The sequence below is a fragment of the Brevundimonas sp. AVps7 genome (assembly GCF_058681545.1).
This window is the reverse complement of the sequence record NZ_CM178742.1, coordinates 3,079,882-3,103,934: the sequence shown is the minus strand read 5'-3', so window position 1 is coordinate 3,103,934 and position 24,053 is coordinate 3,079,882. Positions and strand designations below refer to the sequence as shown.

Below are 24,053 nucleotides of genomic sequence, written 5' to 3'. Positions count from 1 at the left end.
ACGTGACGCGGCTTCACTCCCCCGCTAAAGCCCTCCCATGACCGATACGCCCAAGAAGGGCTGGTTCCAGCGCCTCAGCCAGGGACTGGCCCGCTCCAGCCAGCAGATGACCGAACAGGTCGTCTCCGCCTTCGTGAAGGAGCCTCTGTCGGAGGCCGCCCTCGAGGGCCTCGAGGAGCATCTGCTGGAGAGCGATCTCGGCCCCGCCGCCACCGATCGCATTGTCGCCCGCTTCCGCGACCTGCGCTTCGGCGGCTCTTCCTCCGAGCGCGAGGTCAAGGAAGCCCTGGCCGAGGCCGTCGCCGCCGAACTCCTGCCGCGTCAGGCGACCTTCGACCCGCTCGGCCCCGACGGCGTCGGCGGCGGGATCAAGCCGTTCGTCGTCCTGTTCGTCGGCGTGAACGGCTCGGGCAAGACCACCACCCTCGGCAAGATCGCCGCCGACCTGACCGGCAAGGGCGCCAAGGTGATGATCGTCGCCGGCGACACCTTCCGCGCCGCCGCCCGCGAACAGCTCAAGGTCTGGGCCGACCGCGCCGGGGCCCATTTCGAAAGCCGTCGCGACGGCGCCGACGCCGCCGGCCTCGTCTTCGACGCCTACGCCAGGGCGAAGGCCGAGGACTACGACGTCGTCCTGATCGACACCGCCGGCCGGCTCCAGAACAAGTCCGCCCTCATGGACGAACTGCTCAAGATCGTCCGCGTGCTCAGGAAGACCGATCCGGACGCCCCGCATGAGACCCTGCTGGTGCTGGACGCCACCGTCGGCCGCAACGCCCTGGCCCAGGAACAGATTTTCGGCCGCACCGCCTTCGTCACCGGCCTGGTTATGACCAAGCTGGACGGCACGGCGCGCGGCGGCGTCCTGGTCCCCGTGGCCCAGGCGTCGGACGCCCCCATCAAGCTGATCGGGGTGGGCGAGGGGATCGACGACCTGCAACCCTTCGACGCCCGCGCCTTCTCCCGCTCGCTTGTCGGCCTCGAGGACTAGACCATGACCGACACGCCCGAGACCCCGTCGCACAAGCCGCCGACCTGGATCCGTCAGGTCGTCGATTTCGGCGCTCTGGCAGCCTTCGCCGCCACCTTCATCTTTTTCCGCGCGCGCGGTCTGCCGGGCGATGAGGCCCTGGTCCACGCGACCTGGGGTCTGGTGGCCGGCTCGGTCGTCGCCGTGGTCACAGGTCTTATGGTCGAGAAGCGGCTGGCCCTGATGCCTCTGCTGGTCGGCGGTTTCGCCCTCGTCTTCGGCGTCCTGACCCTCGTCTTCAACGACGACCTGTTCGTGAAGCTGAAGGTGACGGTGCTCAACGCCTCGCTCGCCGTGGCGCTGCTGGGCGGTCTGTATCTCGGCAAGCAGCCGCTCAAGGCGCTGCTGGGCACGGTCATCCCGGTCAACGACGCCGCCTGGCGCACCCTGACCTTCCGCTACGGCCTCTATTTCGCGGCCGTCGCCGTGGTCAATGAACTGGTCCGGTCCGAAGCCCTCGTCGGCTGGGCCGCGACCCGGATGGGATATGACGACGTCGATCCTGCCGACGTCTGGGTCAGCTTCCGCGGCGTCCTGTGGATCGCCTCGTCCGTCTTCGGCCTGTCGCAGGTGCCGCTGATCATGAAGAACCTGATCTCCGGCGAACCCGTCGACGCTTCGGCGCCGGCCCGCCCCGACACGGCGCCGTAAGGGTCGCCCGACGCACGACTGTCGTTAAACCGTAAAGCCTCGCTGATAACCCTCCGCATACGGCACGGAGGCTGATCGGTTGAGCGGATCGCGGCGCGATCGCGACGTCGTGAATCAGCCGCCCTCCGGAATGGGGATAGCGTATGGTCAAGTCCGGCAAACAGGCGCGGCGCGCCGGCACGCTCGCCGAATCGCCCAGCCATCTGATGCACCGCGCCCTCCAGCTGGCGCTCGACATATATTCGGAAGAAGCCGGCGACGGCGGCCCGACCCAGCGACAGTTCGCGGTGATGGAGGCCGTCTCGGTCAAGGAAGGTCTGACCCAGACCGAACTCGTCCGCGCCACGGGCATCGACCGTTCGACCCTGGCCGACCTCGTCGCCCGCATGACCACAAAGGGCCTGCTGTCGCGCGAACGTTCGACGCTGGACGCCCGCGCCAAGGCCGTGCGCCTGTCGGCGGAGGGTCAGGCCCTGCTCGATCAGGCCCGTCCCCGCGTCGAGGCCGCCGACAAGCGGATCATGGGCCTGTTGCCCAAGGCCAAGCGCGACGGCTTCCTCGACATGCTGGCCGAGATAGCCGCCGCCGCCGACGCCGCTCCGGATGTTGAAAAGGCCGAGGCCAAGGCCCTGAAGAAGGCCGCCAAGGAGGCCCGCAAGGCCGAGAAGGCGGCGGAGAAAGCCGCCAGGCCAAAGAAGGCTCCCAAGCCTCCCAAGGTCAAGAAGGCCAAGGCCGTCGAACCGGTCGCCGAATAGGCTTCAGCTCGGGTCGCCCGCCGCGCCTGCCGGACTCAGCTTCCAGCGGATTTTGGTCTCGGCGTCGGTCCGCGCCGAGCCGCGGACCACGACCTGCAATGACCGCCGCGTCAGCCCCTCGTCGACATGCACGGACGGTTCGATCGCCACGTCCGGACCATCGGTTCTGAACCACCAGCCCCGACCGGAATGTCCGCGCAGCAGGATCGAGCGGCGATCGCGCGCCAGCGACACCTGCACCCCCGGCTCCAGATGGAAGCGGACCGCATAGGGGGCGGCGATGACGCGGACCACGTCGCGGGGCCCGGCGGCGGGATGCAGCCGCTCCTCGGCCCGCAGCTCGTCCAGACGCTGGTCCAGATAGAGCCGGCGCTGGTGCATCAGGCCGAACGGCTGGGCCCAGGCGTCGTGCTCGACCTCCAGCCACACCGCCCCGTCCCCGTCCCGGCGCTCCGACGTCACATGATAGGGCCGCCCGTACAGGCGCGCGCCCAGAAGATCGCCCTTCCACCCGCCCAGAGGCTCGGCGAACGACTGCTCGCCCAGGGTCAGGGTCGAATGGCCGGGCGTCAGTCTCAGGCCCTGACGATCGGCGGCGCGGGGCGTCCAGCCGCAGCCGGTGACGATCCGGTCCTTGCCGCAGACGATCTCGAGCGCCAGCGGCTGGGCGCAGGCCGCCTCGGACCATGCGCCTTTCCCCGGCGATCCGGCGTCGGTCATGATGGTCAGCAAGGGCGAGCGGATGCGGCTCAGCCCCCCGACCGTGCCCACGGCTCCGGCCGTCGCCTCGGCATGTTCGTCATGCGCCCGCGCGGCCGCGACACGGGCGACGCTTGATGGCCCCCCGCCCTGGAAGCCCGCCAGTCGCCCGTCGGGCAATACCTGCAGCCGCAGCGCAGTGGTCAGACGAATGATGACCCCGCCCATCGCCTCGGGCGGCGCCTCCGACAACTGTGCAAGGGCGTCGTCCAGGGTCAGCAGGTCGAGCAACAGCTCCATCCCGGCTTCCGGCGCACGCGAGGAATGGCCCCCGTCGCCCCCGACCGTGACCCTCAGCGCCCCCGGCAACCGGCGCAGCGCCGCGCGTCTCAGGCCAGCGCCCGCTGGCCCCGCCAGCACGCAGCCGGCCACGGCCGCCGCGACCAGCCGCTCGGCCTTGCCGGCCAGTCCGCCCGGCGGCCGCAACAGCTGGCGCGCCTGACGCCCAAGGGTGTCGGCCAGTCTCAGCCGGTCGGCCTCCGACGCCACTGCGCCCATCTTTTTCGCAGCGCAGGCCAGGTTGTAGACCCGCCGCCCCAGGATCCGGGGCTCCCAGGCGAAGGGCGACCAGCGCGAGAAGGTGTCGGCCCAGGCCAGGGTCAGCCGCAGCGCCTCGCGCGCGCCCCGCTCGCCCTGCAGCATCAGGCCGGGCAGCCAGGCGAAGGCATGCAGGTCGACGGCGAAGGCCTTCGACGGGCTCGGCCGGTTCCACGGATCGGCCGGCGCCTCGGCCTCCAGATTCGAACCGGCCAGGGGGAAGCGTCCGCCCAGAACCGCCTTGCCCAGATTGATGTCGGCGGGGCGGAAATCGCGCGGCGTGGCGGCGAAGGCCGTCGCCTTGCTCAGCCCCAGCGTCATCGTATAGCCGGGCAGGCCATAGAGCTCGATCCACATCTGGCGGGTCAGCATCCGTCCGGCGACGGCTGGCCACAGGGCAGGGCCCGTGACGACGCCGCTGGAGCGCACGGGCGTTCGGACAGGCGACCCGCGCAATCCCGGAATGGCGCCGCCCTCGCCGACGTTCGGCGTGGAGGGATTGCGGTCGGCGAAGGGCCCGATCGGGTTCATGCTTGCCCAGCGTGGGGGGCGGCCTTGATGGCGGCGATATTGGCCGCATAGGCGCCTGGCCCGCCCTTGAAGACGGCGGTCCCGGCCACGAGCGCATCGGCCCCGGCGGCGACGCAGGCGCCCGCGTTCAGAGCGGTCACACCCCCGTCGATCTGCAGGTGCGCCTTCGATCCGGCGGCATCCAGCATCGCCCGGGTTCGCTCGATCTTCTTCAGGGTCGAGGGAATGAACGACTGCCCGCCGAAGCCCGGATTGACCGACATCAGCAGGACCAGGTCGACCAGATCGACCACCTCTTCCAGAATGGACAGGGGCGTGCCGGGGTTCAGCACGACCCCCGCCTTTGCGCCAAGCTGGCGGATGCGCCCCAGGGTCCGGTGCAGATGCGGCCCGCTCTCGGGATGGACGGTCAGATAGTCGGCGCCCGCCTCGCGATAGGCCTCCAGCCACAGATCGACCGGCGCGACCATCAAATGCACGTCAAACGGCAGGGTCGTATGCGGCCTCAACGCCTTCACCACGTCCGGCCCGAGGGTGATGTTGGGCACAAAATGGCCGTCCATGACATCGACATGGATCCAGTCCGCGCCGGCGGCCTCCAGCGCCCTGACCTCCTCGCCCAATTTGGCGAAGTCCGAGGCCAGGATGGACGGGCAGATCAGGGGCGTCTTGGGCATGATCCGGGGATAAGGCGGGATGACGTCACGGGCAAGGCGTAGCGCCTGAAAGCCCGCGCGCGCCCGATATGGAGGTGGGTGTGATCAGGGACCGGGAGGGTCGCGGTCCCGGCTCTCTGTCGACGATCGCAACTGCCCCGTTGCGGACGATCGACCTCACGGCTCAGAGACCGGCCATCGCGCGATACGCGACGTAGCCCGCGACGATCAGGATGAGCCCGGCGAACATGGTCCGGCCCAGCGCCGCGTTCGCGCCCAGACGTCTCGCCAACGGCAGCCCTGCCAGGGTCCCGGCTACGCCTCCGACCGTCATGGCGGCGACCAGGCCCGGATCGACCCAGCCCGACAGGGCATAGTTGCCGGCCGTCGTCGCCCCGAACGCGGCCACGCTCAGCAAGGATGTGGCCTGGGCGGTGGCCAGGCTCATGCCCGTGGAAGCCATCAGTCCCGGCACGATCAGGAAGCCGCCGCCGATGCCGAAGAAGCCCGCCGCCGACCCCACGCCCGCGCCCGCCAGCCCGATGCGCGGCGACATCGACCAGTTCAGCCTCGGTTCCGGCCGGACCACGATCGCCCTGGGACGCAGCATGGATACGCCGACCGCCGCCATCGCGACCGCGAAAATCAACAGCAGTTGATGTCCGTCGATGGCCTTGGCCAGTGACGACCCGACCCACGCCCCGGCGGCCCCCGTCACAGCGAACAGCGTCGCGCAGGGCCAGCGAACCCTCCCGGCCCGCGCGTGACCGGCCAGCGCCGTCAGGGCGTTCAGCGCCACGCCCGCCGCCGCCACGCCGATGGCGACATGGGGGTCGGTGACGCCGACCACATAGAGCAGCAAAGGCACGGCCAGCACCGATCCCCCGCCCCCGAACAGAGTCAGCAGCAAGGCCACGACGCCGCCGCTCAGCACCGCCAGCAACAGGGGGATCATCTCGGTCGTCATGAGGTCACGCGACCCCGACCGCCTTGCGGTTCCAGGGCATCACGGCCAGCAGCCGCGCCATGCCGCAGAACCCCGTCGCGCCGGCGACGAACAGCCCGGCCCCGACGAACGCCGCCAGGCCCCAGAACGCCGGGTGTACGAGCAGACCCAGCGCCGCGCCGATCAGGATCAAGCCGCCGGCCGTCATCTGCACCTGGCGCATCAGCTCGATCGGCTGCGACCGGTCCGCCCGGATCGGCAGACCCTGCGCCTTCCAGGCATCCAGTCCGCCTTCAAGCACGAACGCCTCGCCCGGCACGCAGGCCGCCAGCTTCACACCGTTCACGCCGGTGCGATTGCCGGTCCGACAGGTATAGATCACCTGCTGCCCCGCATGCTCATCGAACGCCGCGCCGTCAAACCGCGACAGGGGCGCATGCACGGCGCCGGACACATGTTCACGCGCGAACTCGTCGGGTTCCCGGATATCGATCAGGATGGCCCGGCGCGCCTTGAGGCGCTCGGCCACGTCGGCGGGCTTCAGAGGGGTCAGAGTCGTCATGGGATCAGTCCTTGGTGTGTGAAAAGGGGGGGCAGAAGATCTCGGCCAGCACGGCGATGACCTTCAGCACCGAAGGGTCGGCGATACGGTAGAAGATGGTCGTGCCGTCCCGGCGTGTGTCGACCAGCCCCTCCTCGCGTAGCCGCGCCAGATGCTGCGACAGCGCCGACTGCGACAGACCGACGACGGGCAGAAGTTCCCCCACCGACAGTTCGCGGTCGCCGAGCTGGCACAGCACCATCAGGCGCTTCTCATTTGACAGCGCCCGCAACAGGCCGGCGGCCTGGCCGGCGCTGGCCTGAAACAGTTCGAGCGGAAGGGCGTGGGGGTCGGTCATGAACGCCAATATATGCGTACTTGCTAAATAAGCAATACCTAATATATTGGATAGCGAAAGGAGCCCTTCCCATGGCTGCACACCCCGACGTCCGAGGCTTTTTCGACCCGGCGACCCATACCGTCACCTATCTGGTCAGCGACCCTGACACCGGCCAGGCTGCGATCATCGATCCGGTGCTGGACTACGACGCCGCCTCGGCCCGCACCTCGACCGGTTCGGTTGATGCCGTGATGAGTGCGCTACGCGAGGCGGGACTGACCCTGGCCATGGTCCTGGAAACCCATGCCCATGCTGACCACCTGACCGCCGCCGACCATCTGCGCCGGACCGAGGGCGTGCCCATCGGCATCGGTGAGCGGATATGCACAGTCCAATCGACTTTCGGCCCCCTTTTCGACGCCCATGATGTCACGCATGACGGCGCCGTGTTCGACCGCCTGCATGCCGATGGCGACACCTTCAGGCTCGGGAACCTGACCGTTGAGGTGATTCACACCCCCGGCCATACCCCGGCCTGCGTCAGCTACCGCATCGGCGACGCACTGTTCACCGGCGACACCCTGTTCATGCCTGACTACGGGACCGCCCGCGCGGACTTCCCCGGCGGAGATGCCCGCACCCTGTATCGGTCGATCCGGAAATTGCTGGCCTTGCCCCCCGGGACGCGAATGTTCGTCGGCCATGACTATCTGCCGGACGGTCGCCCGGACTTCAGGTTCGAGACGACGGTGGCGGATCAACGCGACCTGAACATCCACATCGGCGGTGGCGTATCGGAAGACGCGTTCGTCGCCATGCGCGAGGCGCGCGACGCGACCCTCAAGGCCCCGCAGCTGATCCTCCCCTCGCTGCAGATCAACATCCGCGCGGGCGCCTTGCCTCCGCCCGAGCTGGACGGACGGCGCTACATGAAACTGCCGCTCAATGTGATCTAGCGCACCAGCCTCCAGGCCCTGGAGGACGGGAAGAGCCGATCAGTCCTTCGTCGGACTGACCGCGTTCGCATCCCCGTAGGTCAGGGCCAGGAAGACGTCCTCCAAGTCCGGGTCCTCGGTGGTGATGTCGGAAATCGTGATCCCGGCGGCGCGCACGGCGGCCAGCACCTGTTCCACCGACGACTGGCCCTTTTTGTAGCTGATGGCGAAGGCCCCGTTGGCCCGCGCCACCACGTCGAACCCGGCCACCGTCGGCACGCCGTCCAGCGGATGCTCGGGCGTCACCACGACGTTGCGCGTATCCAGCCGGCGCAGCAGCTGCGGCGTCGGCTCGCAGGCCACGACCTCGCCCCGGTTCATGATGGCGATGGTGTCGCAGAGCTCCTGCGCTTCCTCGAGGTAGTGGGTGGTCAGCAGGATGGTGACCCCCTCGGCGTTGATGCGCCGGACGTATTCCCACAGCTGGCGCCGCAGCTCGACGTCCACGCCTGCAGTGGGCTCGTCCAGGATCAGGATCGGCGGATTGTGCACCAGGGCCTTGGCCACCATCAGCCGCCGCTTCATCCCGCCCGACAGGGCCCGCACATAGGCATTGGCCTTGTCCGACAGGCCGAGCGCGGCCAGTAGTTCGTCCGAACGCCGCTCCGACTTCGGCACGCCATAGAAACCCGCCTGCACCTCCAGCGCCTCGCGCGGGGTGAAGAAGACGTCGGCCACAATCTCCTGCGGTACGACGCCCAGGGCCGCACGCGCGTCACGCGGCCGTTCGTCGATGTCGCGGCCCCAGATGGCGGCCGTCCCGCCGGTCTTGTTGACGATCCCCGCCAGGATGTTGATCAGCGTCGACTTGCCCGCCCCGTTCGGGCCCAGCAGGCCGAACATCGACCCCCTCGGAATGACCAGATCGACCCCGCGCAGGGCCGTCTTCGGCGGCGACTTCTTCGAGCCGGCATAGGTCTTTTCCAGCCCGCGCACCTCGATGGCGTTGACGGGCAGGGCTTCGGTCTCGGTCATCATTTTCTTTCGACGCACGCCGTTGGCGCGCTGGGGGGGCTTTCGGCGCAGGGGCATGCCGTCTAACTAGGCGTCAGCACCCCCCGCGCCAAGACCACGGACCGATCAATGCCGCCGCGCCATCCCGATCAACTCGTCCTCCCGCCCGAGGAAATCACCGTCTCCACCAAGCGGGTGGCCTGCGACGGCGGCGGCGTGCTGGGCCATCCGCTGGTCTATCTCGACATGGGCGGCGAGAATTTCGTCGAGTGCGGCTACTGCGACCGCCGCTTCGTCCTGTCGGCCGACCATCACGCCGAGAGCGAATACCTCGACCCCGCCGCCCGGCCGCCCGAGGCGCACTAGCAGGCCCGTTCAGCAGGCCTGCCCCGCCGCCCAGCCCGAGCTCCACGCCCACTGGAAATTGTACCCGCCCAGCCAGCCGGTCACGTCGACGACCTCGCCGATGAAATACAGGCCCGGCACGCTCTTCGCCGCCATCGTCGTCTGGTCCAGCTGGTCCGTCGCCACTCCGCCCAGCGTCACCTCGGCCGTGCGATACCCCTCCGACCCCACCGGCTTGACGGTCCAGGCGTTCACCGCCGCATCCAGCCGCGCCAGCACCTTGTCCCCGACCTCGGCCAGCTTGCCGTTGGCGCCCTCACGCGCCGTCAGCACCTCGGCCAGCCTCCGCGGCACGATATGGCCCAGCGCCGTGTGCACGGCCTGCTTGCCTCCATTCTCCGACTTCGCCGCCTTCAGCCGCGCCAGCACATCGACCCCCGGCGCCATCTTCACCGTGATCGCCTCCCCCTCGCGCCAGTAGGAGCTGATCTGCAGGATCGCCGGCCCCGACAGCCCCCGATGCGTGAACAGCATGGCTTCTTCAAACTTCGTCCTCCCCGCCGAGACCACCGCGTCCACCGCCACCCCCGCCAGCGGCGTCGTCTGTTCCAGCAGCCCCGCCTCGAACGTCAGCGGCACCAGCGCCGGCCGCGTCTCCGTCACCCGCAAATCGAACTGCCGCGCGAGGTCATAGCCCCACCCCGTCGCCCCCATCTTGGGGATCGACTTGCCGCCCGTCGCCACCACCAGCGACGCACACCTCACCACCGACCCGTCCGACAGCGCCGCCTCGAACCCCTCGCCGACCCGCTCGACCCGGTCCACGCCCATGCCCAGCGACAGCACCACCCCCGCCGCCCTCATGTCGTCGGTCAGCATGCGGATGATCTGCCTGGCCGAGTCGTCACAGAACAGCTGGCCCAGGGTCTTCTCGTGCCAGGCGATCCCCGCCTGATCGACCCGTTTGACGAAGTCGGCCTGCGTATATCGCCCGAGCGCAGAGGCCGCGAACCTCGGGTTCTCCCCCAGGAAGTTCGCCACGCTCGTCCCGGTATTGGTGAAGTTGCACCGCCCCCCGCCCGAGATGCGGATCTTCTCGCCCGGCGCCCGCGCGTGATCGACGACCCGCACGCGCCGCCCCCGACGCCCCGCCTCGATCGCGCACATCATCCCGGCCGCGCCCGCGCCGACCACCAGAACATCAAGGGTCTCAGTCTTCATCCCCGCCCCCTAGCATGCCACGGGCCGGGGATCAGACTATCCAGCCCCGCCGAGGCCTTCAGCAGTTCGCGGATGTCGTCCATCCGCCCCTCCTGCGCCGCCCGCAGCACCAGCCGCGCGACCGCCTCCCGGTGCACCCGCGCGTCGTTCCGGTCGATGCGAAAGCCCATCTCCGGCCGCGCCGGCCCCGAACCCCACTGCGGCCCGCGCGGCCGCCACACCGCCCCCGCCAGATCGCATTTCCGCATCCGGTACCGTTTCGCCGCCGCCGCGATCGTCGAGGGATGCACCTGATAGTCGAAGGCCAGCCCCTCATCCGCCTCCCCGGCGTTCCTCCGGTCCAGCAACTGCCGCCAGCGTCCGGGCGTCATCCCGCTGCGGCTCTGGGAAAAGACATGGTCCTCCGCCCACCCCTCGACCGGCCGCTTCCGCCGATCGACGGTCAGAGGATCCCCGCCCTTCATCCGCCCGCGCTTGCGCGCCTGCCAGCAGATCGTCCCCACCGAGACCCCGTACCATTCCGCCAGGTCGGCGCGCCTCACCCCCGCCCGATCCATCTCGAACAGCGCCCCCCACTGTTCCTCGCTCAGCTTGCTCGGCTTCCCCATCCCCACAGTCTGGGGCCGCCCCACACCAGGGCGCACAAAAAGCCCCTGATCAGACCCGACCCTTGAAATCACGGGCCGATTCCGCCGATCCGTTGATGGGTCAAAAAGATAGGTGGCGCCCAATCCTCCCAATCTCTCACCGTGCACCCCGGCCCCTCGGGCTGGCGCAGCCAGACCCGGGGGCCGGGGTGCACGGAGAAAGGAGATTGTGGATCATCCAGAACAAACCACGAACATCCCCTTGCCTCCACCCCGCCCCGGGTGTTGAACCACCCCCGGGTCGGCCCCCATCCCCGAGGCGTTTTCAGATGACATCCCCCAACCCCGACCCCCGCCCCGCCGCTCCCGACGTGGAGCATCTTCTGGCCCCCTTGCGCGGCCTCGACCTGACCAGCGCCGACGGCCGCTGCGGCATCAAGAGCCTCCTGGCCGAGATCGAGCGCCTCTCCCCGGGCGCCATCCTGCAACAGGCGGCCGGCATCCAGCTCCGGCGGCTGGGCTGCGTGACCCTCGCCGACCACCGGGACCGGGCGACGGGCTGAAATTCTACAGGAGGCTGCGGACCACCCGGGTCAGGGGCGCCTCGTCGCCCTTGAACGCGGCGATCATGGCCTCGAGATACTGCTGCCGATCGATCCGGCCCACGTCGATGGCATGCCCCGCCCGTTCGGCCAGCAGCATCAGAAAGGCCTTCTGCGCCCGCCCATTCCCCTCCCGAAACGGGTGGATCACGTTCAGCTCGGACAGAAAATGCGCCGCCCCCGTCGCGAACGCTTCGGCATCCCGTCCGCGCAGATGATCGGCCCGCGCCAGATCGCCGAACAGGATCTCCATCTGCCGCCCGATCTGCTCGGGATAGCAGAACATGCTCGTGTCCCTGGCGATGCGGATCGTCCGATCCTTGCCCGCCCAGCGATAGACCGGCCCGAACAGATGCCGATGGATGGCGCGATAGTGTCGGGCGTCCAGCGCGCCGTCAGGCAGGGGCTGCGACGACTGGATCGTCACCATCAGCGCTTCAAACTGATCCAGTTCGCCCTGATCTCTCAGGCTCTCGCGGTTCTTCAGAACCGCCGTTCCCTTGTAGCAATAGGGATCGTCCTCAGCCGCATAGAGCGGTTCGAACGGCGTGTCGGACAGCGCCGCCTACTTCTTGAAGGCGGCGCTGATCGCGCTGCGCTGCTGCGCCGGGGTCATTCCCGACGCCTGGATATCCCGCAATATCCTTCGCGACGCCGCGTTCAGCGCCACACCCTCGATCCCGTTCAGCCGCACGGCCGTGTCCCGCCCGAGGGTCAGCGTCTCGCGCACCTTGCCGTTCGCCTGATGGACGGTCAGCACCCCGCCCTGACGCGCCAGCGCCCGCTTGGCCGCTGTCACGGCCTCGGCCTGGGTCTGGTAGATCGAGCCGCCCTGCGCGCCCTCGCGCACAGCCCACCGGCCGTCGACCTTCGCGACAGCGACGGACCCGGACTGACGCGTTGGGTTTTTGGGCATGACGATGAGTCTATCATGGAACAGGACAGCGCCAAGACGCCGCGTCTGGCGGTGGCTAGCGCGGCCTCGACCTGACCAGCGCCGACGGCCGCTGCGGCATCAAGAGCCTCCTGGCCGAGATCGAGCGCCTCTCCCCGGGCGCCATCCTGCAACAGGCGGCCGGCATCCAGCTCCGGCGGCTGGGGCGCGTGACCCTCGCCGACCACCGGGACCGTGCCTAGACTACCCAGGGGACGGGAGACCATCATGTTCCTGCGCCAGTCCCATTTTCTGGAGAACGCCGGAGGCGGCCCGGTCCACGCCATGGTTCACCGGGACGAGGGCCTGTTCGGCTGCGAAGCCTTCCTGTCGCCCGGCCAGTACCCCCCGTTCGAGGGTCCCGGCGCCTGGTTCCGCCTGATCCGGCACAAGAAGGGGGCTTATAGTTTCATCGAGCGGGTCGCGGACAAGGGCGGGGCACCCTGTTCCGGATAGACCTTGGTCGCCGACAACGACCCGGCCGGCAGGGGCCGCAACATCTCCCCCTCCGGCCGCGTCAGGTCCAGCCACTCCAGCGCCTGACCGGGCGCCAGAACACAGACCTGCCGGTCGTGATACGGCGCGACATCCGGCCCCGGCTCGGTGGTCAGGATGGCGAACGCCCCCTGTTTGACCACCCCCGCCATCCACATCCACGGCGCGTCGATCAGGTCGAACCGCCACTTGGTCTTCTTTTTGTGGCCCGGCTCGGCGTCCGTGAACTCGAAGAAGCCTGCGGCGGGGATCAGGCACCGCTCCGACGACCCGAAGGTCCGCCCGTCGGAGCGAAAGTTGAACACCGGCTTCCCGCCCGGCCCCTTCCACGCCCAGGCCATGGGCGTCAGGCTCAAGCCCGCCCCGGCGCGCAGCACCACGGGCGGACTGTCGCCGATGGCGTATTCGGGCGGCATGTTCGGCCGCCCGGCGGGGAAGATCAGCGGCAGCCCCAGCTGGCTGATCTCGTCATCGATCGTGTCGAGCGTCGGGGGCGGGACGAAGCGGTTGCACATAAAGCAGAGTTTGCAATTACGACCGCCTGGGAGCGGTGCAGGTCGTCGCGGCGCCAACCCTTAGCTCTAGTCTTTCACAAAGCTCTACTCGCAATGTGCGAGAGTCTTCGCCAGCCGTGGGCAAATAATAGACGCGCACACCGCCATATTCCGAACGTGACAACGTATTCATCAAAGCATCAGGATGATCAACGAGGGGGCGCGCTTTACCCGATCTCGGATCCATAATGTGAACTGCTTTCGCTGAAATCTCGGACAGTTCGTCTCCGGCCTGGATTGACGAGAGTTTAATTCCAGTTTGCCAAATATGAAGGCGGTTTGGATCACACCCTACGTCCCGTGCAATTTCGTCAAGTGAAGCGCGGAGAGCCACGTGCTTCGTGTTTGTATTTGCTCGAGCGCTTGGCCCTATTTCTTCCCAGCCAGCAACTAACTTAGGAGGACGTCGGTTGATTATCCCGTCCAAGTGATCAACTAGGATCTGATCGGATGAAGTTTTCCGTATTTCTCTAAAGCAGCTTACCACATACTGATCGTCAAACGTACTCCACTCGCCATTGGTGATCATGGATATCATGGATTTGGCGGAGCAAGAAAACTGACCCTCGGCCAAGCAAGCTTTCAGCCCAGTGACCAAGCTCCATTCTAGGCCCGACACTGTTTTTTGAAAGGGAACCTGCACATAGTCATAGTAGCGTGAGACAAGAAGATGATCGGCGGCTCTCATCGCTTTATGGCTGAAGCAGAACTGTCCAGAGCTATCCAGCATAGCGCTTCCTGCTATAAACCGAATATCGACTGATCCATAGGGCGCTCCGCTAAAGTGAGCGGTTCGTCGAAGGTAGTCGAGCCGGTCACAGTCGAGGTCCGAGCTTACTATGGGCAGCAGATTGTTCTCGGGGCCTGGCTGGAACACCTTTTCCAAAAGGGCGAGGTCAAAGCTGTTACGTTGAAAAACTTCTCTTAGCTCTGCATCGTGAGCAATGATCTGAGCACCAAGTGCCTCATGGTCAAAGTGCGTCGGCAAGGGGCCAGATGAGGCGTCGTCAGCGCTCTCCGACGAAGGTGAGGTGGTCAAGCCAGCAGGAACGCCAGCCTCAGAAAGCAACGCCGCAGCATAGAAATCTTTCACTACATGCTCGGTTGCATGAGAGAAGGGGTAGTGGCCAATGTCGTGCAGCAGAGCTGCTAGGCGAACAGCCTGAATAGTATCATCATCGATCGCATTGCCCGACGCGATGAGGGCGTCAAGCATTATGCCAGCGTTGTGAAGCGCTCCCAAAGAGTGCGAGAATCTAGAGTAGTTCGCACCAGGAAATACCAGGTGAGCTAGGCCGAGTTGCCTTACATTATGTAGCCGCTGAAAAACGCGAGTAGACGTCACATCTGATTCGAGTTGGCTCAGAGAAATAGCGCCGTGAACCGGATCGGTCACCCGCTTGTGATGAAATCTCGTCACGCCTAAATCTACACCAAGCCGAACTGGCGGAGATGATCAAAGCCTCGCTTGCTATAGCCAGACAGGTGCGGCTTCGATGAGTGCAAGGTTACATATGCGTCGGCTTCTGACTTCTTGCTAACTTTGGTAAGGTAGTGAAGAGACGCCAATAATTCATACCAGTGATGAACTGCTAGATTTACGTCGTCAGGTTTTCGAAGCAGCCCTTGGACTTTTTGCAGCGCCTGCTTAGACGGAGCGTTCAGCTCAACATCCGGCCTATCGCCAGCGGCGATCAGGTCCGCAAGTTGATAGTAGTCCTGCGTCAGCGAAGTTGAATATGGTCCACGAAGGTACCAACTGTAATGGTACCCAAGATTAAGTCCCAATTCTTGCGTGAGATATACAGCCTTTTGTAAACGAAGACGTTCTGACACACTAGAAATATCTGAAGTCTCGCCAAGCTCGTCCAGCACGAGCTTTAGTGCAGCAAGTCGCGCATCCATACGGCCTCCTCCATGTGGGGGCGTGTTCTATATATGTTCGCGTTCTGTAACGCAAGCCTCGCTGTAAGCCGATTTTCCGAATCTGGCTACACCACCGTCGCGTGAAATCGTTACGGGTTTGATACCGTCAGTGCGCCTCGTCCCAGTTCTTGGCCGCTCTCGCCTCCACCACCAGCGGCACCGTCAGCGCCACGGCGGGTTCCGCCGCGCCTTCCATCACCCGGCGGATGACGGGGATGGCCGTCTCGGCCAGCGCATCCGGGCATTCGAAGACCAGTTCGTCGTGGACCTGGAGCAGCATCTTCACATCCGACAGACCGGCCGCCTCCAGGGCCGCCGGCATGCGGATCATGGCGCGGCGGATGATGTCGGCGGCGGCGCCCTGGATCGGGGCGTTGATGGCGGCGCGCTCGCCGAACTGGCGTTCGGCGCCCGACTTGGAGTGGATGGCCGGGATGTGGATGCGGCGGCCGAAGACGGTGGAGACGAAGCCCGCCTGGCGGACCTCGGCCTTCGTCTTGTCCATGTAGTCGCGGATGCCGGGGAAGCGCTCGAAATAGGTCTTGATATAGGCGCCGGCCTCGCCCTGGTCGATGTTCAGCTGGGCGGCCAGGCCGAAGGCCGAGATGCCGTAGACGATGCCGAAGTTGATGGCCTTGGCGCGGCGGCGGGTCTCGGGGTCCATCTGGTCGACGGGGACGCCGAACATCTCGGACGCCGTGGCCGTGTGGATGTCGATCCCGGCCTTGAAAGCGCGTTTCAGCTCGGGGATGTCGCCGATATGGGCCAGCAGCCGCAGCTCGATCTGGGAGTAGTCGGCCGAGATCAGGACGCAGTTGTCGCGGGCGATGAAGGCCTGACGGATCTGGCGGCCCGTCTCGGTGCGGATCGGGATGTTCTGCAGATTGGGGTCGGAGGAGGCGAGGCGGCCCGTCGTGGCGGCGGCCAGCTGATAGGAGGTGTGGACCCGGTCGGTGGCCTCGTCCATGGCCGATACAAGCGCGTCCGTATAGGTGCCCTTGAGCTTGCTGAGCTGGCGCCAGTCGAGGATGGCGCGGGGCAGGGGGTGGGTCTCGGCCAGGGTTTCGAGCGTGGCGGCGCCGGTCTCCCACTGGCCCGAGGCGGTCTTCTTGCCGCCGGTCAGGTTGAGCTCGCCGAACAGCAGCTCGCCGATCTGTTTGGGGCTGCCGATCGCGAAGGGACGGCCGGCGATCTCGTGGGCCTGGGCCTCCAGCTCGGCCATGCGCAGGCCGAACTCCGACGACAGGCGGCGCAGGCGGGCGGGGTCGACGCGGATGCCCTCCAGCTCCATGTCGGCGAGCACGGCGGGCAGGGGCCGTTCCAGCGTCTCATAGACGGTCGCCAGACCCTCGGCCGCCAGCCGGGGCTTGAGGATGCGCCAGAGTCTCAGGGTCACGTCGGCGTCCTCGGCCGCGTAACAGGTCGCCGGTTTCAGCTCGACGTGTTTGAACGACTTCTGGGACTTGCCGACGCCGGCCACAGACTTGAACGGGATGGGGTCATGCCCCAGATGCAGCCTTGAGAGCTCATCCATCCCGTGCCCATGCAGCCCGCCCTCCAGGACGTAGCTGATCAGCATGGTGTCATCGGTGGGCGCGACGCGAATGCCCCGTCTGGCCATGACCGCCAGATCGTACTTTCCGTTCTGGACGACCTTGAGGACGGATTCATCCTCAAGAATTATTTTTATCCGGGCTAAAACGGTCGACTTGTCGAGCTGGTTCAGGGGCTCCCGGGTCTCGACCGCATCCCCGAAGTCCAGCCCGCCCCCGCCCGCCTGCGGCTCGTGCTCATGGGTCAAAGGCACATAGCAGGCGTCGTTCGGCCCGATCGCCAGACTGACCCCGCACAGCCCCGCATGGGTCGCCGACAGGGCGTCCGTCTCGGTGTCGAACCCGACCACCCCCGCCTCCGTCGCCCTCGCCAGGAAGGCGTCCAGCGCCTCCAGGGTCTGGATGCAGCGGTACGCCTCGGTGTCGAACGCCTGTTTCTCGACGTCCTCCGAAATCGCCTGGGGCGCATAGCGGGGCGAGATGACGGGCGCGGTCAGGGGCGCGGCCGGACGCGACGGGGCGAAGGCCGAACCGTCGTGCCCGGCCAGCTTGCCGTCGCCGACCCGCCGCTGAAGCCCCCGGAACTCCATCGTCTCAAGGAAGGCCGACAGGGTCGCCGGATCGGGGTCGCGCATGGCGAAGTCGTCGATCGCCTCGGCCGCCGGCGCGTCGCAGGTCAGCCTGACCAGCTCGCGACTGAGCAGGATCTGGTCGCGGAAATTGATCAGGGTCTCGCGCCGCTTCGGCTGTTTGATCTCCCCGGCCCGCTCCAGCAGGGTGTCGAGATCGCCGTACTCGTCCAGCAGCTGGGCGGCGGTCTTGGGCCCGATCCCCGGCGCGCCCGGGACGTTGTCGACGCTGTCGCCGATCAGGGCCTGAAGGTCGATCATCTTGTCCGGCGTGACGCCGAACTTCTCCATCACCGCCTCCTCGGCCAGGCGGCGGTCCTTCATCGGATCCCACATGACGACCGAGGGGCCGATCAGCTGCATCAGGTCCTTGTCGGACGAGACGATGACGCACTCGCCGCCCGCGTCGCGCACCCGACAGGCATAGGTGGCGATCAGGTCGTCGGCCTCGTAGCCGGGCAGCTCGACGCAATGGACCCCGAACGCCGCCGTCGCCTCGCGCACCAGCGGAAACTGCGGGATCAGGTCCTCGGGCGGGGCCGACCGGTTGGCCTTGTACTGGTCGTAGAGATCGTTCCGGAACGTCTTCTCCGAATGGTCGAAGATGGCCGCCAGATGGGTCGGGCCGTCGGCGCCCTTCATGTCCTTCAGCAGCTTCCACAGCATGTTGCAGTAGCCCTGGACCGCGCCCACCGGCAGACCGTCGGACTTGCGCGTGAGGGGCGGCAGGGCGTGGTAGGCGCGGAAGATGTAGGCCGAGGCGTCGATCAGCCACAGCCGGACGCCGGGCCCATCCTGCGTCAGCGAGCGGTCTGCGGGCGGGGTTTCGGCGACGGCATCGGACATGCGGAGAACATAGGCGGGGCCGCCGCGCCCGTCACCGGTCGAAACGGCCGAAGCCTAGAACTCCCGCCAGCTGTCGCCGGGATCGCGTTCGCCGGGACGGGCTGACTGCTGGCCCCAGGTGACCATCATCAGCACCTTGTGGCTGCGGATGCGATATTCGCCGATCATTGGCGAGACGGCGCCCAGAGGCGCGCCCGTGCGGGCGTCATAGACGAAGCCCGAGAATTCGGCGACGCCGACCCGGTCGCGGCGGCTGTAGAGGCTGAGCTCGGGGATCGAGACGACGTTCAGGTTCTCGTTGATCGGCAGGGCCAGCGGCGGCAGTCCCACCACGCGGCGCATCTGCTCCAGCGACAGGGCGCCGGCGCGCAGCTCGAACACGGCGTCGGCCTGGCCCTTGTCGTCGGCCAGGGCGAAGCCGGCTTCCGACAGGGCCGAGCGGATGGCCGAGGTCGCATAGGCCGAGCCTTCGCCCTGCATGTAGCGGTTTTCGACGAAGACGCGCGAACCCGGCGGGATCGGCAACCGCAGACCATCGACGGCGATGTCGGCGGCGCGGGCCATCAGCAGCTGTTCGGTTGCGGTGCGGCCGGGGTTGGTCTCGGAGGTCGAGGCGCACCCGGAAAGCAGGGCGGCGACGCCCAGCATGATCAGACGCACGCCTACCAGGTCCCGGTGTTTGGCATCGACAGCCAGGGCTCCGCGGGCTCCAGCGGTGTCCCCTCCTGCAGCAGTTCGATCGAGATGCCATCGGGCGATTTGACGAAGGCCATGTTGCCGTCACGGGGCGGGCGGTTGATCACCACGCCCGAGTCCATCAGCCGCTGGCAGGTCGCATGGATGTCGTCGACCTTGTAGGCGAGGTGGCCGAAATTCCGGCCGCCCGTGTAGACCTCGGGGTCCCAGTTGTACGTCAGCTCGACCTCCGGCGACCGCTGGGCGGCGGATCGGTCCTTGTCCTTCGGGGCGGCCAGGAAGACGAGGGTGAAGCGGCCTTTCTCGTTCTCGATCCGGCGCACTTCCTCCAGACCGAGCTGGGTGGTCCAGAAATGCAGGGAGGCGTCCAGGTCGGCGACCCGGACCATAGTGTGCAGATAGCGCATGAGATTGCCTCAGGCAGCGGAAGGGGGAGGGTCGCCTTCTAGTCGGGAATCGTCAGCTTCCAAAGGCCGGAAAAGCGCATTAAGCGTGGCGGCTCAACGTCCGTGCGCGAATTGTCGCAAGACGTGACCGTCAGCCAGGGGGGCGGGCGGACAACCAGGGACATTCAGCCGCCTCATGGGATCGCTTACTCGCGCCAACGCCGCGCGCAGCGCCGGCAAGGGCGCCGCCGCCAAACCGAACACCACCAAGGGACATCAGAACGGCGACGTCAGTCTGGGCGAGCGGCTGAAGTACGGCTTCGACAAGTCGATGTCCGGCGGCGCCATGGCGCTCGTCGGCTGGCTCGGTCTGGTCACGCTGATCACCATCCTGTTCGCCGCCACGGTCCTGACCTTGACCCGCTGGGGCCCTGATGGCGGCTGGAGCTTCATCGAGTCCCTTTGGCAGTCGCTGATGCGCACCACGGACGCCGGCACGGTGGCCGGCGATGCGGGCTGGGCTTTCCGCGGCCTGAACCTGTTCGTCACCGCCATGGGCATCCTGGTCTTTTCCGCCCTGATCTCGGTCATCTCTGCCGGGCTGGACTCCAAGATCGACGAGGCCCGCAAGGGTCGCTCCCGCGTCCTGGAAACCGATCACACCATCATCCTGAACTGGTCGGCCTCGATCTTCGACATCATCTCCGAACTGGTCATCGCCAACGAGAGTCGGAAAAATCCGCGCATCGTCATCATGGCCAACAAGGACAAGGTCGAGATGGAGGACGAGATCGCCGACAAGGTCGAAGATCTCAAGAACACCCAGATCGTCTGCCGTTCGGGCGACCCGACCGACCTGTTCGACCTGTCGATCGTCAATCCCCAGGCCTGCCGCTCGATCATTGTGGTCTCCCCGGAGGGCGTCGACGATCCCGACAGCCAGGTCATCAAGACCGTCCTGGCTCTGACCAACGATCCGAAGCGTCGCGAGGAACGCTATCAGATCGCCGCCGAACTGCGCGACGCGAGGAACGCCGAGGTCGCCCGCATCGTCGGCGGCGACGAGGTCCAGCTGGTGCTCGCCGACGACCTGATCTCGCGCATCGTGGTCCAGTCCAGCCGCCAGGCCGGCCTCTCGGCCGTCTATTCCGAACTGCTCGATTTCGACGGCTGCGAAATCTACACGACCGAGCTCGAGGAACTGGTCGGCGTCACCTACGGCGACGCAGTGATGGGCTACGCGGACTCGGCCCTGATCGGTCTGCGCTACGCCGACGGCCGGGTGCGGATGAATCCGCCGATGGACGAGGTGATCCCCGCCGGCGCCCGCGCCATCATCATCGCCGAGGACGACGCGGCCATCAAACTTACACCGCTGCCCGACGACGCGATCGACGCCTCGGCGATCCGCAAGCCCAAGGTCGTGCGCCGCAAGGCCGAACGGACCCTGATCATCGGCTGGAACCGTCGGGGCCCGATGATCGCCTACGAACTGTCGAAATACGTGCGCCCCGGATCGACCCTCGTAGTGGCCGGCGACACTCCCGGCTTCGCCGAGGAGATCGCCGCCATGCCGCTGGGATCGACCAATATGAAGGTCGAGGCCCGGACGATCGACACCAGCCACTCGGCCTCGATCGAGGGGCTGGATCCGGTCAGCTACGACTCCATCATGGTGCTGGGCTATTCCGACACCATGGAGGCCCAGTCGGCCGATACGCGGACGCTGATCACCCTGCTGCATCTGCGGAAACTGTCCGAGCGCCTCGGCACTCACATCAGCGTGGTCTCGGAGATGATCGACATCCGCAACCGCGAGCTGGCCGAGGTCACCCGCGCCGACGACTTCGTGGTGTCCAACAAACTGGTCAGCCTGATGCTGGCCCAGGCGTCGGAAAACGAATACCTCAGCTCCATCTTCGACGATCTGCTGGATGAGGACGGTTCGGAAATCTACATGCGCCCGGTCGGCGACTATGTGGACCTGTCGGCCCCGGTCACCTTCTACACGATCGCCGAGGCCGCCCGTCAGCGCGGCGAGACCGCCATCGGCTATCGCCGCAAGCGCGAGAGCGAGGACGGCGACGGCCGTAACATGGGCGGCGTCGTGGTCAATCCATCCAAGTCCGAGGCGCTCGACTACCTGCCGGAAGATCGCGTCATCGTCCTTTCGGAAGACTGATCGCAGCGACCGGGGCGGGGCTGCGACACCCCGCCCCGGTTGGCGCGTTCAGACAGAGGCGCCATCTGGGCGAGACCGGTCGACTAGGAGAACTGCCGTTGCCCCTTCTGATGTGCCCCAACGACAACGCCCAGATGCAGACCCTGGATCGCAACGGCGTCCAGTTCGACATGTGCCCGACCTGCCGAGGCGTCTGGCTGGATCGTGGCGAGCTCGAAAAGCTCATGGAAAGCGCGGTCGCCTCCGCCGCCCCGGCCCAGCCCGCCTATGCCCCGCCGCCCCAGCAGGCCTCGCCCTGGGCCCAGGCGCCGCAGCCGCAGTACCGCGAGCAGCCGCGATATCGTGACGACGACGACTACCGCTACAAAAAGAAGAAGCGCGACAGCATCTTCGACATCTTCGACTGACATGGCTCAAGCAGCGCGCGACCGTGTCGCGCGCGTTAGCCGAAAGAAATGGGCTCAAGCAGCGCGCGACCGTGTCGCGCGCGTTAGCCGAAAGAAATGGGCTCAAGCAGCGCGCGACCGTGTCGCGCGCGTTGGCCCCTTATATCAAGCCGCCAGCCCCGCCGCCTTCATCAAGCCTTTCAGCGGCGCGATGCTTTCCGGAGCGGCGGTCAGGGCGGCCCGGGCTTCCGGCGCACGGAAGATCTTGATCGCCTCGGCCTTGGCCCGGTCGGCCGCAGGTCCCAGCGGCGCGGTCTCGCCGGCGGCGAGGCGGAGCAAGGCCGAGAGTTTTTGCTGCACCGTGACCGGCGCGCGGGCCAGCTGGACAGTCAGCTTCGCCTCGGCCTCGACCACGCCGCCGACATGGCCGATGGCGGTCATGATCTGTTCGGTGTCGTGTTCCGAAAGGGCGGCCGCCTTCACCGATCGATTCAGCTGGGCCAGCACCTGAAGCTTTCTGGACGCGCTCGGCGCGCTGATGCGCATCTCGCTTTCGAACCGCAGCGAGGTCACGCAGGCGGCCAGCCAGCGGGCCGCCGAGCGCTTGTTCGCACTGCCGGTGACGTTCTCGCACAGGCGCGTCAGCTGTTCGGCCTCGCACAGGACGGTCTCGCAGGGCACGACATAGGCCTGGACGAAGTCGGCGGTGACCAGGCTCTTGGACCTCTCGGTGAAGGCGCTCTGGACCTCCTCGAGCGTCAACAGTCGTCCGGCCGTCGCCGTCAGCGACATGGCCAGGGTGCGCAGGATGTCGATCTCCCCCGACGCATCCGCGGGTCGCAGGCGGCGGGGTCCCATCAGTTCACGCAGGACCATACGCGCCAGGGAGGCGGCCAGGATCGGATATTCGCCCGCCTCGATCCGGGCGCCCAGCCGGGCCGCGGGACCGTCGACGGACGGCATCAGCAAAGCCATGCGGGGATCGTGGCGGATCAGCATGTCGATCTCGCGCGGCGCGACCATCCGCACTACGGCCGCGAGGCTGCCGCCCTGATCGAGGGCCGGCCCCAGAATTTCCGCCAGATTGGTCCGCGCGCCCAGCTGTTCGCAAAGGATCTGTTCGATTGCGACCATCACCATGGCGCGCGGCGCGCCTTCGCCCGGCGCCCGGTCGGCAAGGTCCATCAGCCGGTCGAGACGCGGTCGCGCGCCCCGAACACCGGCCAGGGCGCCGGCGATGATCCCTCCCATGATGAAGGAGCGGTCGGGCGCGCCGGCCAGCTTCTGGGCCACATCGGCCAGCGACCGGTTGGCGAGGTCGGGGAAGGTCCCCTTGCGACCGGCGGCGACCACCCGTTCCATCGCCTGCTCGACGAGCTTCTGATAGTTACGGATCAACTCGTGCGAGGCCTGACCCGTGGCCTGACTCTCGGGGATCGCGACCTTCTGGATCGCGTGCTGCAGTTCGACGCCGGACGCCTCCAGCCTTTCGACCAGGTCCGGCCGGTGCAGAAGCTCGAAGACCGTGACGCCGTTGCGCCCCAGCCAGTCTTCCAGCACTCGCCCGATCAGTTCGCGGGCGTGCGGGGCGTACAGGTCCTGGGGACCGAGGCAGTTCGAACGATCTTCGTCGGCATTGACCAGCCGCTTCTTCGGCGCTTCCGGCGCGCCCCTGGTCAGGACGGTGACGCTGTTGAACTCCATCGTGTCCGGATCGAGCGTCTCTTTGGTGACCCGCACAGCCACGGCGTGCTTGTCCTTCAGGACTTCCTCGGCGGTGTCGATGGCGTGTTTCCGCTCTTCCGTCGCCAGCATCAGCGACCACGGCGCGGGCGCCGTCTTTCGGATGTAGAGCTCGTAGTGGACGGGTCCGGCCATCGGGTCGCTTTCTGCGGTCTTGCCGGGAGGTTAGGCGCGAAGGCTTTAAGGTCCCGTTTCGCGAACGAAATCTGGTCAGCGCGGGACTGTGGCCGTAAAGTCACCGCGATCGCGGGCGAACGGTTACGCTTGCCGCGC

26 protein-coding genes are annotated in these 24,053 nt (G+C 67.0%); 9 read left to right on the top strand and 17 right to left on the bottom strand.

The features are described from left to right. Window positions 1–37 precede the first annotated feature (37 nt). The 3 genes from ftsY to ACW17Y_RS15455 all read left to right on the top strand — a co-directional run bounded on the left by ftsY (window position 38) and on the right by ACW17Y_RS15455 (window position 2,436). Entirely contained in the window at window positions 38–991 is a 954-nt protein-coding gene (gene ftsY, locus ACW17Y_RS15465) for a signal recognition particle-docking protein FtsY (protein ID WP_492036561.1), read from the top strand. A 3-nt stretch (window positions 992–994) separates the two neighbouring features. Next, window positions 995–1,681, top strand: a complete 687-nt coding sequence (locus tag ACW17Y_RS15460) for an inner membrane-spanning protein YciB (RefSeq protein WP_492036560.1) — start codon at window positions 995–997, stop codon at window positions 1,679–1,681. 143 nt (window positions 1,682–1,824) lie between these two features. Further along, window positions 1,825–2,436, top strand: a complete 612-nt coding sequence (locus ACW17Y_RS15455) for a MarR family winged helix-turn-helix transcriptional regulator (protein ID WP_492036559.1) — start codon at window positions 1,825–1,827, stop codon at window positions 2,434–2,436. A gap of 3 nt (window positions 2,437–2,439) precedes the next feature. On the opposite strand, the gene ACW17Y_RS15450 is transcribed toward ACW17Y_RS15455, so the two are convergent. The 5 genes from ACW17Y_RS15450 to ACW17Y_RS15430 form a co-directional block, all read right to left on the bottom strand. After that, window positions 2,440–4,263 (bottom strand): heparinase II/III family protein, encoded by a 1,824-nt coding sequence (locus tag ACW17Y_RS15450; RefSeq protein WP_492036558.1) that lies wholly within the window; start codon window positions 4,261–4,263, stop codon window positions 2,440–2,442. Further along, complete coding sequence (rpe, locus tag ACW17Y_RS15445; RefSeq protein WP_492036557.1) at window positions 4,260–4,940, bottom strand: ribulose-phosphate 3-epimerase; 681 nt, start codon at window positions 4,938–4,940, stop codon at window positions 4,260–4,262. The genes ACW17Y_RS15450 and rpe overlap by 4 nt, the downstream gene beginning before the upstream one ends. Window positions 4,941–5,103: 163 nt before the next feature. Next, window positions 5,104–5,874 carry a sulfite exporter TauE/SafE family protein gene (locus ACW17Y_RS15440; RefSeq protein WP_492036556.1) on the bottom strand — a complete coding sequence of 257 codons (771 nt, stop codon included), beginning with the start codon at window positions 5,872–5,874 and terminating at the stop codon, window positions 5,104–5,106. Between the two features lie 16 nt (window positions 5,875–5,890). After that, window positions 5,891–6,427, bottom strand: coding sequence for a rhodanese family protein (locus ACW17Y_RS15435; RefSeq protein WP_492036555.1), 537 nt, complete (start codon window positions 6,425–6,427; stop codon window positions 5,891–5,893). A gap of 4 nt (window positions 6,428–6,431) precedes the next feature. Further along, the gene (locus ACW17Y_RS15430) at window positions 6,432–6,764 is read right to left on the bottom strand and encodes an ArsR/SmtB family transcription factor (RefSeq protein ID WP_492036554.1); all 333 of its coding nucleotides are present in this window, start codon (window positions 6,762–6,764) and stop codon (window positions 6,432–6,434) included. 71 nt (window positions 6,765–6,835) lie between these two features. Between ACW17Y_RS15430 and ACW17Y_RS15425 the strand changes: the two genes are divergently transcribed. Then, a complete protein-coding gene (locus tag ACW17Y_RS15425; protein ID WP_492036553.1) occupies window positions 6,836–7,702 on the top strand; it encodes an MBL fold metallo-hydrolase in 867 nt (288 codons plus the stop codon). Window positions 7,703–7,741: 39 nt separating this feature from the next. Here the strand turns inward: ACW17Y_RS15425 and ACW17Y_RS15420 are convergent, their stop codons facing one another. Further along, window positions 7,742–8,716, bottom strand: coding sequence for an ABC transporter ATP-binding protein (locus ACW17Y_RS15420; RefSeq protein ID WP_492036552.1), 975 nt, complete (start codon window positions 8,714–8,716; stop codon window positions 7,742–7,744). Between the two features lie 108 nt (window positions 8,717–8,824). Here ACW17Y_RS15420 and ACW17Y_RS15415 point away from each other — a divergent pair, with 108 nt between their 5' ends. After that, window positions 8,825–9,061, top strand: a complete 237-nt coding sequence (locus tag ACW17Y_RS15415; protein ID WP_492036551.1) for a zinc-finger domain-containing protein — start codon at window positions 8,825–8,827, stop codon at window positions 9,059–9,061. Window positions 9,062–9,070: 9 nt separating this feature from the next. On the opposite strand, the gene ACW17Y_RS15410 is transcribed toward ACW17Y_RS15415, so the two are convergent. Both ACW17Y_RS15410 and ACW17Y_RS15405 read right to left on the bottom strand, forming a co-directional pair. After that, the gene (locus ACW17Y_RS15410; RefSeq protein ID WP_492036550.1) at window positions 9,071–10,261 is read right to left on the bottom strand and encodes a BaiN/RdsA family NAD(P)/FAD-dependent oxidoreductase; all 1,191 of its coding nucleotides are present in this window, start codon (window positions 10,259–10,261) and stop codon (window positions 9,071–9,073) included. Next, on the bottom strand, window positions 10,258–10,869 hold the full coding sequence (locus tag ACW17Y_RS15405; RefSeq protein ID WP_492036549.1) for a hypothetical protein: 612 nt from the start codon (window positions 10,867–10,869) through the stop codon (window positions 10,258–10,260). Before ACW17Y_RS15405 ends, ACW17Y_RS15410 begins: the two co-directional genes overlap by 4 nt. A 308-nt stretch (window positions 10,870–11,177) precedes the next feature. Between ACW17Y_RS15405 and ACW17Y_RS15400 the strand changes: the two genes are divergently transcribed. Further along, entirely contained in the window at window positions 11,178–11,411 is a 234-nt protein-coding gene (locus ACW17Y_RS15400; RefSeq protein WP_492036548.1) for a hypothetical protein, read from the top strand. A 4-nt stretch (window positions 11,412–11,415) separates the two neighbouring features. Here ACW17Y_RS15400 and ACW17Y_RS15395 read toward each other — a convergent pair whose 3' ends face one another. Both ACW17Y_RS15395 and ACW17Y_RS15390 read right to left on the bottom strand, forming a co-directional pair. Then, window positions 11,416–11,880, bottom strand: a complete 465-nt coding sequence (locus tag ACW17Y_RS15395; protein WP_492036547.1) for a Fic/DOC family protein — start codon at window positions 11,878–11,880, stop codon at window positions 11,416–11,418. Window positions 11,881–12,015: 135 nt separating this feature from the next. Next, window positions 12,016–12,366: a DUF2188 domain-containing protein gene (locus ACW17Y_RS15390; RefSeq protein ID WP_492036546.1), complete on the bottom strand. Its 351-nt coding sequence runs from the start codon at window positions 12,364–12,366 to the stop codon at window positions 12,016–12,018. Window positions 12,367–12,612: 246 nt separating this feature from the next. Here ACW17Y_RS15390 and ACW17Y_RS15385 point away from each other — a divergent pair, with 246 nt between their 5' ends. After that, on the top strand, window positions 12,613–12,840 hold the full coding sequence (locus ACW17Y_RS15385) for a hypothetical protein (RefSeq protein WP_492036545.1): 228 nt from the start codon (window positions 12,613–12,615) through the stop codon (window positions 12,838–12,840). Here the strand turns inward: ACW17Y_RS15385 and ACW17Y_RS15380 are convergent. The 6 genes from ACW17Y_RS15380 to ACW17Y_RS15355 form a co-directional block, all read right to left on the bottom strand. Next, the gene (locus ACW17Y_RS15380) at window positions 12,786–13,394 is read right to left on the bottom strand and encodes an SOS response-associated peptidase family protein (protein ID WP_492036544.1); all 609 of its coding nucleotides are present in this window, start codon (window positions 13,392–13,394) and stop codon (window positions 12,786–12,788) included. The two genes, ACW17Y_RS15385 and ACW17Y_RS15380, sit on opposite strands and share 55 nt — an antisense overlap. Window positions 13,395–13,410: 16 nt before the next feature. After that, window positions 13,411–14,649: an HD domain-containing protein gene (locus ACW17Y_RS15375; RefSeq protein ID WP_492036543.1), complete on the bottom strand. Its 1,239-nt coding sequence runs from the start codon at window positions 14,647–14,649 to the stop codon at window positions 13,411–13,413. A gap of 212 nt (window positions 14,650–14,861) precedes the next feature. Next, window positions 14,862–15,338 (bottom strand): hypothetical protein, encoded by a 477-nt coding sequence (locus ACW17Y_RS15370; protein WP_492036542.1) that lies wholly within the window; start codon window positions 15,336–15,338, stop codon window positions 14,862–14,864. Between the two features lie 127 nt (window positions 15,339–15,465). Beyond that, window positions 15,466–18,387 (bottom strand): DNA polymerase I, encoded by a 2,922-nt coding sequence (gene polA / locus ACW17Y_RS15365; RefSeq protein WP_492036541.1) that lies wholly within the window; start codon window positions 18,385–18,387, stop codon window positions 15,466–15,468. A 54-nt stretch (window positions 18,388–18,441) separates the two neighbouring features. Next, the gene (locus ACW17Y_RS15360) at window positions 18,442–19,047 is read right to left on the bottom strand and encodes a DUF6655 family protein (RefSeq protein WP_492036540.1); all 606 of its coding nucleotides are present in this window, start codon (window positions 19,045–19,047) and stop codon (window positions 18,442–18,444) included. A gap of 2 nt (window positions 19,048–19,049) precedes the next feature. After that, window positions 19,050–19,490: a VOC family protein gene (locus ACW17Y_RS15355; protein WP_492036539.1), complete on the bottom strand. Its 441-nt coding sequence runs from the start codon at window positions 19,488–19,490 to the stop codon at window positions 19,050–19,052. Window positions 19,491–19,665: 175 nt separating this feature from the next. Here ACW17Y_RS15355 and ACW17Y_RS15350 point away from each other — a divergent pair, with 175 nt between their 5' ends. Continuing rightward, window positions 19,666–21,651 carry a CASTOR/POLLUX-related putative ion channel gene (locus ACW17Y_RS15350; RefSeq protein ID WP_492036538.1) on the top strand — a complete coding sequence of 662 codons (1,986 nt, stop codon included), beginning with the start codon at window positions 19,666–19,668 and terminating at the stop codon, window positions 21,649–21,651. 98 nt (window positions 21,652–21,749) lie between these two features. Further along, window positions 21,750–22,058, top strand: a complete 309-nt coding sequence (locus ACW17Y_RS15345; protein WP_492036537.1) for a TFIIB-type zinc ribbon-containing protein — start codon at window positions 21,750–21,752, stop codon at window positions 22,056–22,058. A 144-nt stretch (window positions 22,059–22,202) separates the two neighbouring features. Here the strand turns inward: ACW17Y_RS15345 and ACW17Y_RS15340 are convergent, their stop codons facing one another. After that, window positions 22,203–23,915 (bottom strand): hypothetical protein, encoded by a 1,713-nt coding sequence (locus ACW17Y_RS15340; protein ID WP_492036536.1) that lies wholly within the window; start codon window positions 23,913–23,915, stop codon window positions 22,203–22,205. Between the last annotated feature and the right edge of the window lie 138 nt (window positions 23,916–24,053).

What these genes read in the sequence shown, in the direction of transcription:
- ACW17Y_RS15410 (WP_492036550.1), bottom strand. Translation starts at nt 10,261, where the DNA reads ATGAAGACTGAGACCCTTGATGTTCTGGTGGTCGGCGCGGGCGCGGCC.
- ACW17Y_RS15380 (WP_492036544.1), bottom strand. Translation starts at nt 13,394, where the DNA reads ATGTGCAACCGCTTCGTCCCGCCCCCGACGCTCGACACGATCGATGAC.
- ACW17Y_RS15370 (WP_492036542.1), bottom strand. Translation starts at nt 15,338, where the DNA reads ATGGATGCGCGACTTGCTGCACTAAAGCTCGTGCTGGACGAGCTTGGC.
- ACW17Y_RS15450 (WP_492036558.1), bottom strand. Translation starts at nt 4,263, where the DNA reads ATGAACCCGATCGGGCCCTTCGCCGACCGCAATCCCTCCACGCCGAAC.
- ACW17Y_RS15400 (WP_492036548.1), top strand. Translation starts at nt 11,178, where the DNA reads ATGACATCCCCCAACCCCGACCCCCGCCCCGCCGCTCCCGACGTGGAG.
- ACW17Y_RS15460 (WP_492036560.1), top strand. Translation starts at nt 995, where the DNA reads ATGACCGACACGCCCGAGACCCCGTCGCACAAGCCGCCGACCTGGATC.
- ACW17Y_RS15420 (WP_492036552.1), bottom strand. Translation starts at nt 8,716, where the DNA reads ATGACCGAGACCGAAGCCCTGCCCGTCAACGCCATCGAGGTGCGCGGG.
- ACW17Y_RS15340 (WP_492036536.1), bottom strand. Translation starts at nt 23,915, where the DNA reads ATGGCCGGACCCGTCCACTACGAGCTCTACATCCGAAAGACGGCGCCC.
- polA (WP_492036541.1), bottom strand. Translation starts at nt 18,387, where the DNA reads ATGTCCGATGCCGTCGCCGAAACCCCGCCCGCAGACCGCTCGCTGACG.
- ACW17Y_RS15375 (WP_492036543.1), bottom strand. Translation starts at nt 14,649, where the DNA reads ATGCTTGACGCCCTCATCGCGTCGGGCAATGCGATCGATGATGATACT.
- ACW17Y_RS15390 (WP_492036546.1), bottom strand. Translation starts at nt 12,366, where the DNA reads ATGCCCAAAAACCCAACGCGTCAGTCCGGGTCCGTCGCTGTCGCGAAG.
- ACW17Y_RS15435 (WP_492036555.1), bottom strand. Translation starts at nt 6,427, where the DNA reads ATGACGACTCTGACCCCTCTGAAGCCCGCCGACGTGGCCGAGCGCCTC.
- ACW17Y_RS15405 (WP_492036549.1), bottom strand. Translation starts at nt 10,869, where the DNA reads ATGGGGAAGCCGAGCAAGCTGAGCGAGGAACAGTGGGGGGCGCTGTTC.
- ACW17Y_RS15455 (WP_492036559.1), top strand. Translation starts at nt 1,825, where the DNA reads ATGGTCAAGTCCGGCAAACAGGCGCGGCGCGCCGGCACGCTCGCCGAA.
- ACW17Y_RS15415 (WP_492036551.1), top strand. Translation starts at nt 8,825, where the DNA reads ATGCCGCCGCGCCATCCCGATCAACTCGTCCTCCCGCCCGAGGAAATC.
- ACW17Y_RS15350 (WP_492036538.1), top strand. Translation starts at nt 19,666, where the DNA reads ATGGGATCGCTTACTCGCGCCAACGCCGCGCGCAGCGCCGGCAAGGGC.
- ACW17Y_RS15355 (WP_492036539.1), bottom strand. Translation starts at nt 19,490, where the DNA reads ATGCGCTATCTGCACACTATGGTCCGGGTCGCCGACCTGGACGCCTCC.
- ftsY (WP_492036561.1), top strand. Translation starts at nt 38, where the DNA reads ATGACCGATACGCCCAAGAAGGGCTGGTTCCAGCGCCTCAGCCAGGGA.
- rpe (WP_492036557.1), bottom strand. Translation starts at nt 4,940, where the DNA reads ATGCCCAAGACGCCCCTGATCTGCCCGTCCATCCTGGCCTCGGACTTC.
- ACW17Y_RS15395 (WP_492036547.1), bottom strand. Translation starts at nt 11,880, where the DNA reads ATGGTGACGATCCAGTCGTCGCAGCCCCTGCCTGACGGCGCGCTGGAC.
- ACW17Y_RS15440 (WP_492036556.1), bottom strand. Translation starts at nt 5,874, where the DNA reads ATGATCCCCCTGTTGCTGGCGGTGCTGAGCGGCGGCGTCGTGGCCTTG.
- ACW17Y_RS15430 (WP_492036554.1), bottom strand. Translation starts at nt 6,764, where the DNA reads ATGACCGACCCCCACGCCCTTCCGCTCGAACTGTTTCAGGCCAGCGCC.
- ACW17Y_RS15425 (WP_492036553.1), top strand. Translation starts at nt 6,836, where the DNA reads ATGGCTGCACACCCCGACGTCCGAGGCTTTTTCGACCCGGCGACCCAT.
- ACW17Y_RS15385 (WP_492036545.1), top strand. Translation starts at nt 12,613, where the DNA reads ATGTTCCTGCGCCAGTCCCATTTTCTGGAGAACGCCGGAGGCGGCCCG.